Origin of the sequence: Mesorhizobium erdmanii (assembly GCF_013170725.1) — a bacterium.
In the GTDB taxonomy this organism is placed as follows: domain Bacteria; phylum Pseudomonadota; class Alphaproteobacteria; order Rhizobiales; family Rhizobiaceae; genus Mesorhizobium; species Mesorhizobium erdmanii.
The window spans coordinates 112,264-128,014 of the sequence record NZ_CP033361.1; the positions used below are offsets into that span (position 1 = coordinate 112,264).

General features: G+C 64.7%; 10 protein-coding genes. 3 read left to right on the plus strand and 7 right to left on the minus strand.

Annotated features, from left to right (window positions below):
- The first annotated feature begins 34 nt into the window (after positions 1 to 34).
- Complete coding sequence (locus EB233_RS00560) at positions 35 to 1,288, plus strand: DUF1501 domain-containing protein (RefSeq protein ID WP_064990493.1); 1,254 nt, start codon at positions 35 to 37, stop codon at positions 1,286 to 1,288.
- An 88-nt stretch (positions 1,289 to 1,376) separates the two neighbouring features.
- On the opposite strand, the gene EB233_RS32320 is transcribed toward EB233_RS00560, so the two are convergent.
- The 7 genes from EB233_RS32320 to EB233_RS00590 all read right to left on the minus strand — a co-directional run bounded on the left by EB233_RS32320 (position 1,377) and on the right by EB233_RS00590 (position 12,329).
- Positions 1,377 to 1,589, minus strand: a complete 213-nt coding sequence (locus EB233_RS32320; RefSeq protein ID WP_425487732.1) for a GCG_CRPN prefix-to-repeats domain-containing protein — start codon at positions 1,587 to 1,589, stop codon at positions 1,377 to 1,379.
- A gap of 154 nt (positions 1,590 to 1,743) precedes the next feature.
- Positions 1,744 to 5,151, minus strand: a complete 3,408-nt coding sequence (locus EB233_RS00565) for an acyl-[ACP]--phospholipid O-acyltransferase (RefSeq protein ID WP_064990492.1) — start codon at positions 5,149 to 5,151, stop codon at positions 1,744 to 1,746.
- Between the two features lie 270 nt (positions 5,152 to 5,421).
- Positions 5,422 to 7,011, minus strand: coding sequence for an indolepyruvate oxidoreductase subunit beta family protein (locus EB233_RS00570; protein ID WP_064990491.1), 1,590 nt, complete (start codon positions 7,009 to 7,011; stop codon positions 5,422 to 5,424).
- Positions 7,004 to 9,157: a thiamine pyrophosphate-dependent enzyme gene (locus EB233_RS00575; protein ID WP_064990490.1), complete on the minus strand. Its 2,154-nt coding sequence runs from the start codon at positions 9,155 to 9,157 to the stop codon at positions 7,004 to 7,006. The genes EB233_RS00570 and EB233_RS00575 overlap by 8 nt, the downstream gene beginning before the upstream one ends.
- A 44-nt stretch (positions 9,158 to 9,201) precedes the next feature.
- The gene (locus tag EB233_RS00580; RefSeq protein ID WP_064990489.1) at positions 9,202 to 9,684 is read right to left on the minus strand and encodes a MarR family winged helix-turn-helix transcriptional regulator; all 483 of its coding nucleotides are present in this window, start codon (positions 9,682 to 9,684) and stop codon (positions 9,202 to 9,204) included.
- Complete coding sequence (locus EB233_RS00585) at positions 9,684 to 11,255, minus strand: phytoene desaturase family protein (protein WP_064990488.1); 1,572 nt, start codon at positions 11,253 to 11,255, stop codon at positions 9,684 to 9,686. The genes EB233_RS00580 and EB233_RS00585 overlap by 1 nt, the downstream gene beginning before the upstream one ends.
- Positions 11,256 to 11,537: 282 nt before the next feature.
- Positions 11,538 to 12,329 carry a cyclase family protein gene (locus EB233_RS00590; RefSeq protein ID WP_064990487.1) on the minus strand — a complete coding sequence of 264 codons (792 nt, stop codon included), beginning with the start codon at positions 12,327 to 12,329 and terminating at the stop codon, positions 11,538 to 11,540.
- Positions 12,330 to 12,448: 119 nt separating this feature from the next.
- On the opposite strand from EB233_RS00590, the gene EB233_RS00595 reads away from it, so the two are divergent.
- The gene (locus EB233_RS00595; protein ID WP_064990486.1) at positions 12,449 to 14,023 is read left to right on the plus strand and encodes a phytoene desaturase family protein; all 1,575 of its coding nucleotides are present in this window, start codon (positions 12,449 to 12,451) and stop codon (positions 14,021 to 14,023) included.
- A gap of 108 nt (positions 14,024 to 14,131) precedes the next feature.
- Entirely contained in the window at positions 14,132 to 15,661 is a 1,530-nt protein-coding gene (locus EB233_RS00600; protein ID WP_064990485.1) for an ABC transporter substrate-binding protein, read from the plus strand.
- The last annotated feature ends 90 nt before the right edge of the window (positions 15,662 to 15,751 follow it).

Here is a 15,751-nt window from a genome sequence, read left to right on the forward strand (position 1 = left end):
GGCCTGCGCCATCAACTCCCATGGAGACCACGTCATGAGCCTGCTGTGTGAGATCCCTCATCCCTCCCGTCGCGCCGTTCTGATGACCGGCGGCGCGCTGTTTGCCTGGGCCTATCTGCCACGTTTCGCCCGCGCCGCCGACAATCGCGACCCACGCCTGATCGTCATCGTCCTGCGCGGCGCGCTCGACGGCCTGTCGGCGGTCGGTCCGGTCGGCGATCCCGACTATGCCGGCCTGCATGGTGACATCGCGCTTTCACTCGCCGGGCCGCACGCGGCGTTGCCGCTCGATGGTTTCTTCGCGGTCAATCCGGCGATGCCGGTCTTCGCCAGACTGTTCAAGGCGAACCAGGCGGCAGTGGTTCATGCCGCAGCGACAGGCTATCGCGAACGCTCCCATTTCGATGGCCAGGATGTCCTCGAGAGCGGCTTCGCCGGCCCCGGCCATGTCGCCACTGGATGGCTCAACCGGGCACTGGAAAGCTTGCCGGCGGGCGATCGTGTGGCGACGCTTGGCGGTCTCGCCGTCGGCCCGTCGACGCCGCTGGTGATTCGCGGCGCCGCCCCGGTGCTCGGCTGGGCGCGGCAATCGCTCCCGGAGCCGCAAGGCGACCTCGCAGCCCGGGTGCTCGACCTCTACCAGCATCGCGACCCGGTGCTGGCGGTAGCCCTGCAAAAGGGCCTCGACGCCGATCGCATGGCCCTCGACGACCAGATGGGCGCTAATGCAATGAAGGGCGGGGCAATGAAGCCGAAGGGCGGTCTCGACAGCGCCGCCGGCATGCGGCAGGCCGCGCAAGGCGCCGCCAGGCTGATCGCGGCCGATGACGGACCGCGCGTTGCGGCACTCGCTTTCGACGGCTGGGACACGCATGTCAACGAAGGCGGCGCGACTGGCCGGCTTGCCATGCTGCTCGGTGGCCTCGACGGCGCCTTCGAGGAATTGGAGAAGGGTCTTGGCGAGCGCTGGAAGGACACGGCGGTCGTCGCCATTACCGAGTTCGGGCGCACGGCGCAGATCAACGGCACGGTCGGCACCGATCACGGCACCGGGACGGTGGTGCTGCTCGCCGGCGGCGCGATCAAGGGCGGCCGCGTCATCGCCGACTGGCCGGGCCTGAAGCCCGCCCAGCTTTACCAACAGCGCGACCTGGCGCCGACCAGCGATGTCAGGGCGGTGCTGAAAGGCCTGCTCGCCGACCAGTTCGGACTCTCGCCCGCCGTGCTCGGCGACAAGGTGTTTCCGGATTCCGCCGCGGTGAAGCCAATGCGCGATCTTGTCGCCTGACGAAGTCTGATGGCGTCACCGGGACGCCAGCTCTAGCGAAAACGCCTACACGGCTTCGCAGCGGAGGCCGTGTCGGTCCGCACGGTGATCACCAGCGGCGATGCCAGCGGTGGTGGTGCCGGTTGGGCACGCAACGTCCCCACCGGTTCATGTGCCAGCGAGGGCCGCATCTCCAACCGACGCGTTCGATTTGCGACGGACTGGCGGTTGGCTTTGCCACGGGCAAGGCCTGGGAACCAACGCTCGATAGCACCAACGTACCTGCCGCGACCGCGATAGGCAGAATGTATCTGGTCAGCATCATCATGTCCTCCATGGTTCCACATTCACGAGAACAGCATAGCACTCAGCCGGCCAAAGCCGCGTGAGGGCCCGATCACATATTCGTCAGCGGGCAAGGCGCTCGCCAAAGCAGCGCCACGGCCTTCGCCGCGGCGCCTTCTCGGCACGGTTGATCAGGCAGCCTCGACCTTGGTGGCCGGCGCGTCCTCTCCACGCACCAGCTTGGTGACGCCGGCGAAGTCGAGCTTGCCGGAGCCGAGCACCGGGACTTTCTGGACGACACGCACTTCGGCAGGCACCATCAGGTCCATGGCGCCATTCGCCTTGGCGAAGGCCAGGAAGTCCGAGCGCGCGGCGCCGGGAGCCTCGGTGATGAGAACGAGCTTCTCACCCTTGCGCGCATCCGGCACGGATGCGACGGCCGACAGCGAGCCTTTCCACAATTCACCCGCCAGCGCCTCGACGGCCGCGAGCGAAATCATCTCGCCACCGATCTTTGCGAAACGCTTTGCGCGGCCGCGAATGGTGATGAATCCCCCCTCGTCGACCGAGACGACATCGCCAGTGTCATGCCAGCCGTCAGGCAGCGGTTCGAGCACGCCGGGTTTCTCGGCGCGCAGATAGCCCGCCATCACGTTGGGCCCGCGGACATGCAGCCGCCCGCCCTCCTCGACACCGGGCACCGGATCGAGGCGATATTGCATGCCGGGCATGATCTTGCCGACGCTGCCGGAGCGGTTGTACATCGGCGTGTTGATGGAGATCACCGGCGCGGTCTCGGTGACGCCATAGCCTTCCAGGATGCGCACGCCGAACTTTTCCATATAGGTCATGCGCGTCGAAGCCTTGACCGGTTCCGCGCCGGCAAAGCAATAGCGGATCGAGCGGAAGTCGTAAGGGTGCGCGCTGCGTGCATAGCCACTGAGGAACGTATCGGTGCCGAAGATGATCGTCGCGTTGGATGCGTAGATCAGTTCGGGCACGATGCGGTAGTGCAGCGGCGACGGATAGAAATAGACCGCCACGCCGGAGATCAGCGGCAGCACCGTGCCGGCCGTCATGCCGAAGGAATGGAAGATCGGCAATACGTTGAACACCTTGTCGCCGGAATGGAAGTCGATGCGCGAGGCCGCCTGCGCGGCATTGGCCAGGATGTTGCGGTGGGTGAGCACCACGCCCTTCGGCGTGCCTTCCGAACCCGAGGTGAACAGGATCACCGCCGGATCGTCGGGCTTGCGCGGAGCACGCGGCGTGCTCTTGCGTAAGAGACCGAGCAGCTTGTCCTTGAGACCGATGGTCTTGCGCAGATCGTCGAGCCAGACAATCTCGACAGATCGGCCGATCTCCTCGACCACCGGGCCGAGCTTGGCCTGTTCGACAAAGGCACGCGATGTTAGCACGGTCTTTACCTCGGCCGCCTTGCAGGCAGAGAGGATGTTGGCGGCGCCTGCGGTGAAGTTGATCATCGCCGGCACCTTGCCCGCCGACATCACGCCGAGCAGCGTGGCGCATGAGCCGTTGGCGTTGGGCAGCATGATGCCGAGCGTCGGCTGGTCGGCATAAAGGTTCTGGAATTTCTCACCGAGTACGGCGGCCGCCGTCAGCAGCTTGCCATAGCTGAGCGACCCGGTGACCGGATCCTGCACGGCGAGCCGTTTCATGCCGCGCTCATTCGCCGTCAGGATGATCTTTTCCAGCACCGTCTTGTCGATGTCCTGGGTGCGGAAGACGAGATCCGACATGACCTGATAGAGGGCAGCACCCGCCGCGGAGCGACGCTGGCGGCCTTTCAGCTCGGACGAGACTTGCAGCTTGACCGGCTCCAGGATGGTGACCTTGACCTTCGGGAACAGGCGGCGGCGCACATGCTGCGACGTCAGCCGGGAGAACGGGCTTTTCTCAAGCCCGTCGATGCGGATCGGCACTACCATCGAGCCGGTCTTGTCCGCCACCATGGCGGCGCCGTCATAGACCTTCATGAGCCCACCGGTGACAGTGATGCGGCCTTCGGGGAAGATGACCAGCGGATCGCCGCCCTGCACGACCTTGATCAGCGTGCGGGTCGACATCGGCTTGGCCGGGTTGAGGGGCATGGCGCGCGCGAGCTTCATGAACGGCTTCATCCACCAGGCCTGGGCGATGGTGTAGTCGATGGCGAAAACCGGCTCCTCATCGGTCAGCGTCAGCGCCAGCGGACCGTCGAGGAAGCTGACATGGTTGAGCGCCAGGATCGGCGCCTTGCCGGCCGCCTTGAGGTTGTCCATGCCCTCGACCTCCAGGCGCAGGAAGGCGCGGAACAGGATGGAGACGAAATCGCGGAACGCATTGGTGGGCAGGAATTTCAGCATCAGCCAGGCGGCGACGGCGTTGGCCGCGGCGAGGCCAAACAGGATGCCGCCGGTGGAGACTTTGGTCTGGATCGCGGCGACAACAATACCGCCGACCGTCATGAAGCCGGCATTGACGATGCTGACTGCGGCGACGACGCGGGCGCGGCGCGCTTCAGGCGACCAGGCCTGTACCGCGGCGAAGGTCGGCACCACGAGGAAGGCGCTGGCAATGGCCATCGCGGCGAGGTCGATCGCGACACGGATCGTATTCGGCCCGGCGAAGAACAGGCCAAGGGTTTCCGCCTTCGGCGAAGGCTGCATGCTCCAGATGGTCCAGGCCAGATGCAGGCCGAACAGCGCCAGCAGCGCCGTGCCGACCGGCGCGGGCAAAAGCACGATGCGCCCTTGCGACATCCATGCGGCAATCGCCGAGCCGATGGCGATCGAGACGGCAAAGACGGCGAGATAGACAGTGACGGCGATCTCGTTGCCGCCGAGCGAATCCTTGATCAGCGTCGGCAGGATCGAAAGCACGATGGCGCCGATCAGCCAGAACCACGACGTCATCAGGCCGGCGCGCCAGATACGCGTGTCGGTGCGCAATTCGCTGACCTGGCGCCAAGTCGAGCGAAAGACGTTCTTGTCGATGACGAGGTCGGGCGCCGCCGAACCGGTGGGCGGAATATAGCGACTGACGAACCAGCAGCCGACGGCCAAGGCCATCATGATCGGTCCGAACACCATGACGCCGATGCCATCGGCCGAGACGACGCCGCCGGCAATGGTGCCGCCGAGAATGGCGGCGAAGGTCGCCGACTCGATCCAGGCGTTGGCCTTGGGCAGTTCCTTGCGCTCGAGGTGATCCGGCAGGATGCCGTATTTGATCGGGCCGAACAGTGCCGAGATGATGCCGAACATCAGCAGCGCCGTCATCAGCACCGGGATCGACGACAGCGCGATGCCGACGACGGAGACCCCCGCTGCGGCGATTTCGGCGAATTTCAGCCGCCGGGCGATCAAGGCCTTGTCGAAGCGGTCGGCGATCTCGCCGCCAAGCGCGGACAAGAGAAGGAAGGGGGCCATGAAGACGGCCCCGGCGAGGGTGACCAGTGACGCGGCCTGATCGGCGGCCAGCGTGAAAAGGATCAGGAACACCAGTGTGTTCTTGAGGAAATTGTCGTTGAAAGCGGAGAGGAACTGCGTCCAGAACAGAGGCGCGAAGCGCCGGGACAACATCAGATGCGTGTTCATGGCGATTTCCATTTGGCGGGACCCTACGACCGTGCCGGTAGGGCCCGCAGGTTGCAGGCGCTGTTTCAGTCTCAGTGATAGTCTTGAGCTGGTTAAACTTCCTTACTGTGCTTGATGATCATCCCTGGCTTTCCGCCTATCGGCCGCCAGTCGGAAATGAACATCGTTCACAGGCGCACTGTACTACATTTTGAACATCGTTCAAGAGAAAAATGAACGGCGTTCACAGAGCCTGCCAACGAGGCAGGTGACGATTGACCTCGGTCAGTGTCAGGGGGATCGGGTTGCGGGAGTTGGTCCGAGCGTCGCCACGGTCTTCAGAGCGCCGTCGAGCATGTCGCCCTTCTCGTCCTTCAACGCGGCCTCGCGCAGGCGGCGGATCCAATCGGCGGCATCGGAGCGGCCCTTGAGCATGGGAAGCGCCGACAGCACGCGGTCGAATTTCGATTGCGCCCGGACGTGAGTGTCGCTGTAGCCCTTGATCAACCGGCGGCAGTTGAGGATTTCGACTGATAGCGCATAGTCCACTGGCACATGGCCGAGCGCCAGCGCGTACCAGCGATCGAGATGGGTCATCTCGACCCTGTGGCGCAGAAGGCTGCGACGCCAGCGACGCAGGCCGCCGATGAACCAGAGTGCGGCGAAGCCGGCAAAGCTATCGGTGCGGATGCGGCGGCCATGGTTGATGCGGCGGTCGAGGAAGGCGGCGAGTTTCGGCCGGCTTTCGATATAACTGCCGAGCCCCACCGGCAACGTGCCGCAGAATTCCTCGATGCGCGGATGGAAATACTCCGTCACCTGCAGGATCGAGCCATCCTTGACGCCGACCTCCTTGCGCACGCGCCTGTCGCGCGTCGAGCGCGTTTTCAGGTCGGCGACGCGGATCATGTCGTCATAGCAGAGCGCGTTGGCGAGATGCTTGGCGGCGGCAATGGACAGCGCATGGGCATGGTCGGCGCTGTCCAGCGCGACGGCCTTGTCCACCCGGTCGAGATAGTCGCGCCCATAGGCGATGTCTTGATAGTCGACGACCTTTTTCAGGCCCCGGAGCGCCATGTCGCGCACCGCCACCGGCATCAGGTCGACGCGGGCGGCGAGCGCCTGCCAGCCTTGCAGCAGGTCTTGCGGGCCGCTTACGCGCCCTGCACCCAGGGCGGATCCAACAATTACCGTCTCAGCCGGCTTTGCCGCCGGTGCGGCAGTGCCGCGCGCGCGGTCATAAGCGGCGCCGAACGCGGCAAGGCTGGCCTTGACACCGCGACCGCCGGCACCGATCGACCGCTCATAGCTTTCGCGGTTGAACGGCAGCGCGCCGGATCCTGCCAGCGCGCCAAGCAGGCTGGCCGAGATCATCGAGCCATTGTCGGCGGCGATCTTTTCCATGTCGAAAGCGATGAAGCGTTTGGATGCCGCTTCCGCCGTCGCATGCACCTTGGGCGACGAGGCCCGGCCATCGCCCGGCTCGATCTTTTCCGACACGGCGGCGATGCGGTGCGAGGAGGCGATCAGCGTGGTCCGCTCGGGCGTGACGAAGCCACGGATGATGGCGCGGCCGGCTTCCATCAGTTCGGCGGCGATGAGGATGTCGACATCGCCCTGTGACGGCGACAGCGCGAAGACCGGCAAGCGGCCGGTGTCGCGGGCCATCTCGATATAGTAGATGGTGGCGCCGGTACGCTGGGCGACGCCGGCGACCGAGGTCGATTGCGCGACGTAGCCATTGCGCTCGGCAACGTCGGTGATCCAGTCGGCGAGCACGCCACCGCCCTGGCCGCCGACCGCCAGCACGGCGAGTTTTATCACACGCTCGTCGTCCTGGGCGCCAGCCTTGGCGCGGAATGGCGGGACGGCGTCAAGCATCGGCAAAGGTCAGGCGCCGGCTTTCGCGGCGACGCTGCAGCAGGCTGATGACGGCGCGGCGCGCAGATTCGAGGAAGCGGTCCCAGCGGCTCGGATTGTGGACGACGTCGGCACGATAGAATGACGGGCAGAGCACAGCGGCGTCCGCCACCTCGCCGCAATTGCCGCAGCCGACACAGTTCTGGTCGATGGACGCCACCGGATCGTCGCGCAAGGGATCCTCGAGCGACTTCACCGACAGTGACGGGCAGCCCGACAGCCGCATGCAGGCGTGGTCGCCGGTGCAGATGTCCTCGTCAACGCCGAACTTCGGTTTGATCACCCGCTCGCCGCCCTTGATCGCCTTGTCGACCAGCGGCTTTTCACGACGCTGTCGGTTGAGCATGCATTCCGACGAGGCGACGATCACCTTCGGGCCCTTCTCTTCCGTCGTTAACGCCTCACGCAGCGTGTCCTGCATCTTGCCGACATCGTAGGTGCGGTCGACATGGCGCAGCCATTTGACGCCCATGCCTTTCACCGCCTCGGTGATCGGATGCTTTGTCGACTTGGTCTTGTTGCCCGCGCGGGATGAGAGAATGTCCTGGCCTCCTGTCGCCGCCGAGTAGAAATTGTCGACGATGACGATGACGCCGTCATTCTTGTTGAACACGGCATTACCGATCGAGGACGTCAGGCCGTTGTGCCAGAAGCCGCCGTCGCCGACGAAGGAGATCGAGCGGCGCTTGGCGTCGGGCGAATTGAACGCCGAGGCCGAGGCCGGGCCGAGACCATAGCCCATCGTGGTGGCGCCCAGTTCGAAAGGCGGCATGATCGAGAACAGATGGCAGCCGATGTCGGAAGCGATGTGGTGCTTGCCGAGTTCCTGCTCGACCAGTTTTGTCGCGGCAAAGATCGGCCGTTCCGGACAGCCGATGCAGAAGCCCGGCGGGCGGCCTGGCACGACATTGATCAGGTCCGCCGTGTCGACGCCGTCGCCGACCTTGTTGGGCGCGCGCACTTCGCCCGGCAAGAGATGCGGCGCCTCGGCGCGCAGGAAAGCGCCGAGGCCATCGAGCATGACCTGCCCGGTGTATTCGCCGGCCATCGGCAGATATTCCTTGCCGACAAGCCTGGTGCCGCGCCCGGCCTTGTGCAGCATCGCAGCAAAGGCCTGTTCGATGTAGTTGGGCTGGCCTTCCTCGACGATGAGCACGGCCTGCTTGCCCTCGCAAAAGGCGAGAAACTCGTCGTCGATCAGGGGATAGACGGCGTTGAGCACATAGAGCGGCACATCGGTGTCGCCATAGGTGTCGGCGAGGCCGAGACGCTGCAAGGCACGGATGACCGAATTGTACATGCCGCCCTGCATGACGATGCCGACCGAGCCGTGGTCCGAGCCGAAGAACTCGTTGATCCTATTCTTGCGGATGAAGTCCACCGCAGCCGGCCAGCGCTTCGCCACCTTCTCCTTCTCGTGCAGGAAGGAGGCGGGCGGCAACACGATGCGGCCGGTGTCGCGGCGCGGGGCTTCCAGCGCATCGGCGACCGTCATCGGCGGGCGCTTGTTGTCCTTGGCGATGAAATGGCCGTGGACATGGCAACAACGGATGCGCACCTGCAGCATGACAGGCGTGTTGGAAATCTCCGACAACTCGAAGCCATCCTCCACCGCCTTGACGATCGACGGCAGATTGGGGCGCGGGTCGAGCAGCCAGACCTGGCTCTTCATGGCGAAGGCATGGCTGCGCTCCTGCATGATCGACGAGCCCTCGCCGTAGTCCTCGCCGACGATGATCAGCGCGCCGCCGGTGACGCCGCCGGACGCCAGGTTGGCCAGCGCATCGGAGGCGACATTGGTGCCGACGGTCGACTTGAAGGTCGCGGCACCCCGGATCGGATAATGAACCGAGGCGGCGAGCATGGCGGTGGCGGTGGCTTCCGAGGCGCTCGCCTCGAAATGCACGCCGAGCTCGCCCAAAATGTCCTGCGCGTCGGCCAGCACATCCATCAGATGGCTGATCGGCGCACCCTGATAGCCGCCGACATAACCGACGCCACATTGCAGCAGCGCCTTGGTGATGGCGAGAATGCCCTCGCCCGCGAATTCCTCGCCGGCACCGAGCCTGAGTTTTTCGACTTCCTTGGCAAAAGACCGTTCGGCCATCTCTGCCTCCTTCCGTTGCCGCCGACAGCCGGCGGCGCGTACATCTAGATGTCGTGCTTGCGAATGTTCTTCAGCATCTTCAAAAGCGTGGCGATGAGCGCGGCATATTCGGCGTCGTCGATATCGTCGAACATCGCCTCGAACGCGTCGTGCATGGCCGGCCAGGCGCTAGTGAATTCGGCGCGGCCTTCATCGGTCAGGAAGACGTGGCGGATGCGGCTGTCGGTGACGCCCTGCTCGCGCCGCACGAAGCCTTGTCCCTCCAGCGTGTCGAGCGTCCGGCTCAAGGTCGACTGCTCAATCACTGTGTACACCGAGAGGTCGTTGACGGTGACGCCATCGGTGACCGACAGCACGGCCAGTGTGCGAACCTGCGAAATGGTCAGCCCCTGTTTGCGGAAATCGTCGCGCAAGGTGGCGTTGTAGCGGCCCATGATGCGGTTCATCAGATAGGGCGCGAATTGCTGCAGGCCGATCTGGCCGAGGGTCGAAATGCGCTGGCGCTTTTCCGCGACCTTCTGTTCCATCACAGCCTCCCCGCAAGGAGAAAGCCGGAGCCGCCGCCGAGGCCGGCGCCCGGATGGGTCGAGGCGCCGATATGGTAGAGGCCCTTTACACCGGTCTGATGGTTGCGGCTGGTCTTGAACGGTCGCCACAGGAACGATTGATCGATCGTGGATGAGCCGCCATAAGGGTCGCCGCCGACCAGATTGATGTTCATCGCCTCGAGATCGGCCGGGCAATAGGCGCGGCGCGCGATGACGCTGTCCTTGAAGCCGTCGATGTGGCTGGCGAGGATGGCTTCGGCACGATCGGCATAGGCCTCGCGCAGCGCTTCCGTCCATTGCCCGTCAGCGGGCGCCTCGAGCTTGCCGGCGGCGTCGCCGTTGATGTGGCGCGGCGCCTCGGGCAGTTGCAGCCAGAGGATCGCCTTGCCTTCCGGACAGCGAGACGGGTCGAGCGCATGCGGCTGGCCGACGCAGATGGTCGGCACTTCCGGCAGCATGCCGCGCGCCGCCTCGTTGCAGGCCTTCGAGACGCCGTCGAGGCCCGGCGTCAGATGCAGCAGCGCGACCTTGTCCAGCCCTTCGCCGCGCCATGCCGGCGGCTTGTTCAGCGCATAGTGGATCTGGAAATTGCCCTTGCCGTAGCGATATTTTCGTGTCGCCTCGACATCGGCTTTGGGCGCATCCGCGCCAAGCAGGCGGCCATAAAGCTGCGTCGGCGTGACCGAACAGATAACGCTCTTCCTGGCATGAACCGTTTCGCCCGAGGCCAGCCGCACGCCGGTCGCGCGGCCCCCAGCCAGGATGATAGAAGCAACGTCCGCTCCCGTGGAAATGACGCCGCCTCGCTCGGTGATCAAGGCCTCGAAAGCCGACAGCAGGTTCTTAGCCCCGCCCTTGACGATCGGGGCGCCCGCTGCTTCGAGCGCGAAGGCGACAACCTTGGCGATCTGGCCGGAAAATGCATCCTCCGGTCCAAGCCCGGCATGCAGCACCCAAGGCGCCCAGAGCGCGCGGATGGTTTCGGACTGGTAGGTGCTTTCCAGCCAGCCACGCGCCGGCACCAAGGCGTCGCCGAGAAAGGCGGCAAGTCCGCGCGAACCTCGCCGCCACGCGTCGCCGGCCAAAAGCTTGGCCGTCGGATAAGACCACAGCGCGCCACCGAGCAGGCCGAACAGCAGGCCGGCATTGTGCTCGATGCCGCCGACATCGTCCGCGTGCCGATCGCCGTCACCCGCCGCTATCCTGTTGAGCGCGGCGATGTTGGCTGCGCGGTCGGTGCTTAGCGTGGCATGGCTGCCGTCCGGCCGCAGCACGCCGGTCGGCGTTGCCGTATGGCAAAACTCCAGCCCATGTCGGGCGAGGTCGCCGCCAAGGGCGGCGAAGGCCGGCGAAGTGATGAACAGCACGAAGGTCGTCGCCATCACATCATGGATGAAGCCGGGCGCGGTGATCTCCTCGGTGCGCATGCAGCCGCCGATGCGGTCGTTGCGCTCGAGAACGAGCACCCGCGCCCCTTTGCCGCCAAGCATCGCCGCGCAGACCAGCGCGTTGATGCCGCTGCCGACAATGATGTGATCGGGGGCTTTCATTGTGGGCTTCCTGTGGGCAGCGGGTAGGCTTGCGAAGTCAGCGCCCTACGGCGCCCCCCTCTGTCCTGCCGGACATCTCCCCCACAAGGGAGGAGATTGGCTGTCATCTCGGCTTTCGCCAATTTTCTACGCTGCAAGAAAGGAGCCGTCGCTGAAGCTGCCGATCTCCCCCCAACTGGGGGAGATGCCCGGCAGGGCAGAGGGGGGCGCCGTAGAGTGCCAGCGCTGCCAACCTGCCTTCCAACCGCCTCATCTGCGCGCATGATCTTCTCCCGAAGATCCTTACTTGCCCACCACCAGCGCCAGCGCGCGGATCGGGCTGCCGGTGCCGTGCTCGATCTTGAGCGGTGCGGCGATCAGGATCGCGCCCTTCGGCGGCAGTTGGTCGAGATTGCAGAGGCTGGCGAGACCGTAGCGGTTGGCCTTGTGCATCAGCGTGTGCGCCGGGAATGGCGGCTCCATCCCTCCTGCTTTACCGGCATCCGTGCCGATCGTCTCCGAGCCCCAGCCCTTGATGTCCTTGCTGATCAGGAACTGGATGGCTTCGGCCGTCGGGCCAGGCGTGTGCGGGCCGGTCTCGTTGGCGTTGAGGAATTCGGCTTCCGAACCATTGCGCTTGTACCAGTCGGTGCGCATCACCACCCATTCGCCGGCATTAATGGCGCCATGCTTGGTTTCCCACGCCTTGATGTGGTCGACGGTAAGCAGGAAGTCGGGATCTGCCGCGGCTTCCTTGGAGCAGTCGATAACGTTGACCGGGCCGACGAAGTTCTGTGCCGGAATGGTGTCGGTGGCGCCGTCCGGATAGTCCTTGCCGCTGATCCAGTGCTGAGGCGCATCGAAATGCGTGCCCGAATGCTCGCCAAGCTTCAGCCAGTTCCACGCCCACCAGGGACCGTTCTTGTCGTAACGGGAGATGTTATGAATCTCGACCTTCGGCGTGTCGACGGCGAGTTCCGGCGGCAGCTTGATCAGCGGTGTGTCGGGCCCAAGCGGAGCCGACAGATCGACCACCTTGATGGCGCCCGAGAGCAGCTGGCCGGCGACCTCGCCGAGGAGTTTTTGGGTGTCCATGGTCTGAAGTTCCCTCTTTCTAGTGATGATCAAGGCTCGTCTCGGCCCTTAATATCCTACTAGACGAAAACATATGCATCTGCAATTATCTTTAAGCATAAAGGAAATGGGAACGGGGCGTGAGCGAGTTCGACGCCATCTTTGTCGGGGCGGGCCACAACAGTCTGGCATGCGCCGCGCATCTGGCGCTCAAAGGCTGGAAAACCGGCATTTTCGAGCGTAATGCAACAATCGGCGGCGCGGTGCAGACCCGCGAATTCACCCTCCCAGGCTTCCGTCACGATTTCGGCGCGATGAATCTGAGCCTGTTTGCCGGCTCGGCCTTCCACCGGAAATATGCAAATGAATTGAAAGCAAAGGGGCTGGAGTTCGCGCCGGTGGCCGACTGTTTTGCCAGCGCCTTCCCGGACGGACGCTGGTTCGGGGTCAGCAACGACCTGGAAAAGACGGCGAGCCGCATGGCCGCCTTCTCCCCCGCCGATGCCGCGACATGGCGTCGACTGGTTGCCGCCTTTCCAGCTGAAGCCGAGCATCTGTTCCGCCTGCTGGGCTCGCCGATGAGTGCCCGCGCGCTTGCCGGCACCGCGTGGAACCTGTGGCGCAAGAAGGGCATGTCCGGCGCGCTCGACACCGGCCGGCTGTTGCTGTCATCGCCTCGCGCCTGGCTGGAGGAGACTTTCGAGTCCGCGCATGTCCGGGCGACGCTCGCCACCTGGGGCATGCATCTCGATTTCGCGCCTGACATCGCGGGCGGTGCCGTGTTCCCCTATCTGGAATCGATGGCCAACCAGAGCTTCGGCATGGTGCTGGGCAAGGGCGGCGCCGACACCATCATCAGCGCGCTGGCTGGCATGGTCACATCAGCAGGAGGCAAGATCGCCACCGGGGCCGAGGTGGCCGAAATCACGGTTTCAGGCGGCCGGGCGACCGGCGTGCGGCTTGCTTCCGGGGACTTCCACGTCGCCAGCAAGGCCGTCATCGCCGGCGTTGCGCCGAGCGCGCTGGCCGGCAAGCTGCTGCCCAGTGGTTCCGGCAACGCCGGCTTCGACACGGCGATGCTGAAATTCCGCCATGCACCGGGCACGATGATGATCCACCTGGCACTCGACGACCTGCCGGACTGGCGGGCCGGGGCCGAGTTGCGGCAGTTCGCCTATGTGCATCTGTCGCCCTCGCTCGACGCCATGTCGCGTACCTATCAGCAGGCCATGGCAGGTCTGCTTCCGGACGAGCCGGTGCTGGTCGTCGGCCAGCCGACCGCAGTCGATCCGTCGCGCGCGCCGCAGGGCAAGCATGTGCTGTGGGTGCAGGTGCGCATGCTGCCGGCCGAAATCCTGGGGGATGCCGCGGGCAAGATCACGCCCGCGCATTGGGATCAGGTCAAGGAGGCCTACGCCGAGCGCGTGCTCGACATCATCGAGACCTATGCCCCCGGGTTGCGCGCGAAGATCCTTGGCCGGGCGGTGTTCTCGCCCCTCGATCTCGAGCGCGAGAACCCGAACCTGGTCGGCGGCGACCAGGTCTGCGGCAGCCATCATCTGGCGCAGAACTTCTTGTTCCGCCCGGCACGCGGCTATGCCGGCTGGAACACGCCGGTCGCCAATTTGCATCTGACGGGCGCCGCGACATGGCCGGGCGCCGGCACCGGGGCGGCCTCGGGCTTCATGCTCGCGCAACAGCTTGGCGGGAGGTAGGAGCCGAAGATTTGACAGGGGCGACGAGAGGCAAGGCGCTGCTGCCCACGAAGCCCGGACCAAAGACCTGACGAAGCGCGAAGACAATAACCAACAAGGGGAACGACCATGACAATCAACAGACGCGAATTGCTCGGATACAGTGCCGCGGCACTCGGCGTGGCGGCCGTTGGCCTGCCTGATATAGCCAAGGCGGCCGCCGGCGAACTGACCATCGCCTACAATGTCAACCTGCCGTCCTGGGATCCGACCACGGGACCTTCCGCCGTCAACCCGACGATCCAGGGTCTCTATCAATCCGTCTTCGACCAGTTCATCCCGCAGAAGCCGGACCTGTCCTTCGCGCCGGGCCTGCTCACGGAATGGGGCTGGAACGACGACCGCACCAAAGTGATGATGACGGTGCGCGAGGGCGTGAAATGGCACGACGGCTCGCCCTTCACGCCCGAGGACGTCGTCTGGTCGCTGCAGCGGGCCGGCGACGAAAAGACCGGCAACCCGATCCAGTTCGTGTGGAAGAACGTCAACAACTTCAAGATCGACGGCAACAAGATCACCGGCGACGTGGTGCAGTTCGACCCGGTCTATTTCAAATGGATGTCGTTCCTGACCGGCTACATCCTGCCCAAGGCCTATTACGAGAAAGTCGGCGCCGAAGGCTTCGAGAAGGCGCCGATCGGCACCGGTCCGTACATGGTGGAAAAATTCGAGCGCAATGCCTTCCTGCGGCTGAAGGCCAACCCGAACTATTGGGGCGGCAAGCCGGCCTTCGAGAATGTGACGATCAAGTTCGTCACCGATGCCGCCAGCCGCGTTGCCGAAATCGAGTCCGGATCTTCGCAGGTGACGCTGGAAATTCCGTACGAGGAGTATGACCGGCTGATCGCCAAGGACGGACTGGCCGGCTCGTGCAAGAACGTCTCCGACATTGGCATGATCTTCTTCAACAACAAGGACGCCATGCTGGACAAGAATGTCCGCCAGGCGGCCGTGATGTCGGTGGACAAGGCGCTTCTGGTCAAGCGGCTGCTGCGCGGCTACGGCCAGCCGATCGACACGCTGGAGACGCCGGAATACGCGGCCTTCGATGCATCGATCAAGGTCGAGCACAATCCGGAGAAGGCCAAGGAGTTGCTCAAGGCCTCCGGCTATTCGCCGGAGAAGCCGGCCAAGATCACCATCCAGACCACCAAGGGCTTCAAGCCCAAGGACTATGAGATGGTGCAGGCGATCGTCGGCATGTGGCGCAAGGTCGGCATCGAGGCGACGATCGAGGTCTACGAGATCGCCAAGCACTATGAGTTGCGCGCCGCCCACAAGCTGGCGCCCGCGGCGTTCTACAATTGGGGTAATGCCATCGGCGATCCGACCACCTCGACCGGTTTCGCCATGTTCGGCCCCTCGCCGCACTCGTCGTGGAAAACCGACGACCTCGACGCCAAGATCGGTCCGCTGTGGGGAGAGAAGGACGAGGCCAAGCGCATCGCCGGCTGGAAAGCGGTCGACAAGTACATTGCCGAGCAGGCCTATGTTCTGCCGCTGCTGCAGTTCGCGCAACCGATCGTCCATGCCAAGGGCGTCAACGTGGTGCAGCACATTTCCGGCGCGCTGCTGCCGGCCCTGATGACCCCGGCCTGATATCGGCCTGGAATTGCCGCGCGCCGTCGCCAATGACGGCGCGCATTTTCCATCGGGCATACGAGCCCACGGGCTCCCGCAAAGATTTAC

Bases quoted from the DNA above. Each gene is read 5' to 3' on its own strand.
- EB233_RS00560 (WP_064990493.1), top strand. From the start codon at position 35: ATGAGCCTGCTGTGTGAGATCCCTCATCCCTCCCGTCGCGCCGTTCTG.
- EB233_RS32320 (WP_425487732.1), bottom strand. From the start codon at position 1,589: ATGCTGACCAGATACATTCTGCCTATCGCGGTCGCGGCAGGTACGTTG.
- EB233_RS00565 (WP_064990492.1), bottom strand. From the start codon at position 5,151: ATGAACACGCATCTGATGTTGTCCCGGCGCTTCGCGCCTCTGTTCTGG.
- EB233_RS00570 (WP_064990491.1), bottom strand. From the start codon at position 7,011: ATGCTTGACGCCGTCCCGCCATTCCGCGCCAAGGCTGGCGCCCAGGAC.
- EB233_RS00575 (WP_064990490.1), bottom strand. From the start codon at position 9,157: ATGGCCGAACGGTCTTTTGCCAAGGAAGTCGAAAAACTCAGGCTCGGT.
- EB233_RS00580 (WP_064990489.1), bottom strand. From the start codon at position 9,684: ATGGAACAGAAGGTCGCGGAAAAGCGCCAGCGCATTTCGACCCTCGGC.
- EB233_RS00585 (WP_064990488.1), bottom strand. From the start codon at position 11,255: ATGAAAGCCCCCGATCACATCATTGTCGGCAGCGGCATCAACGCGCTG.
- EB233_RS00590 (WP_064990487.1), bottom strand. From the start codon at position 12,329: ATGGACACCCAAAAACTCCTCGGCGAGGTCGCCGGCCAGCTGCTCTCG.
- EB233_RS00600 (WP_064990485.1), top strand. From the start codon at position 14,132: ATGACAATCAACAGACGCGAATTGCTCGGATACAGTGCCGCGGCACTC.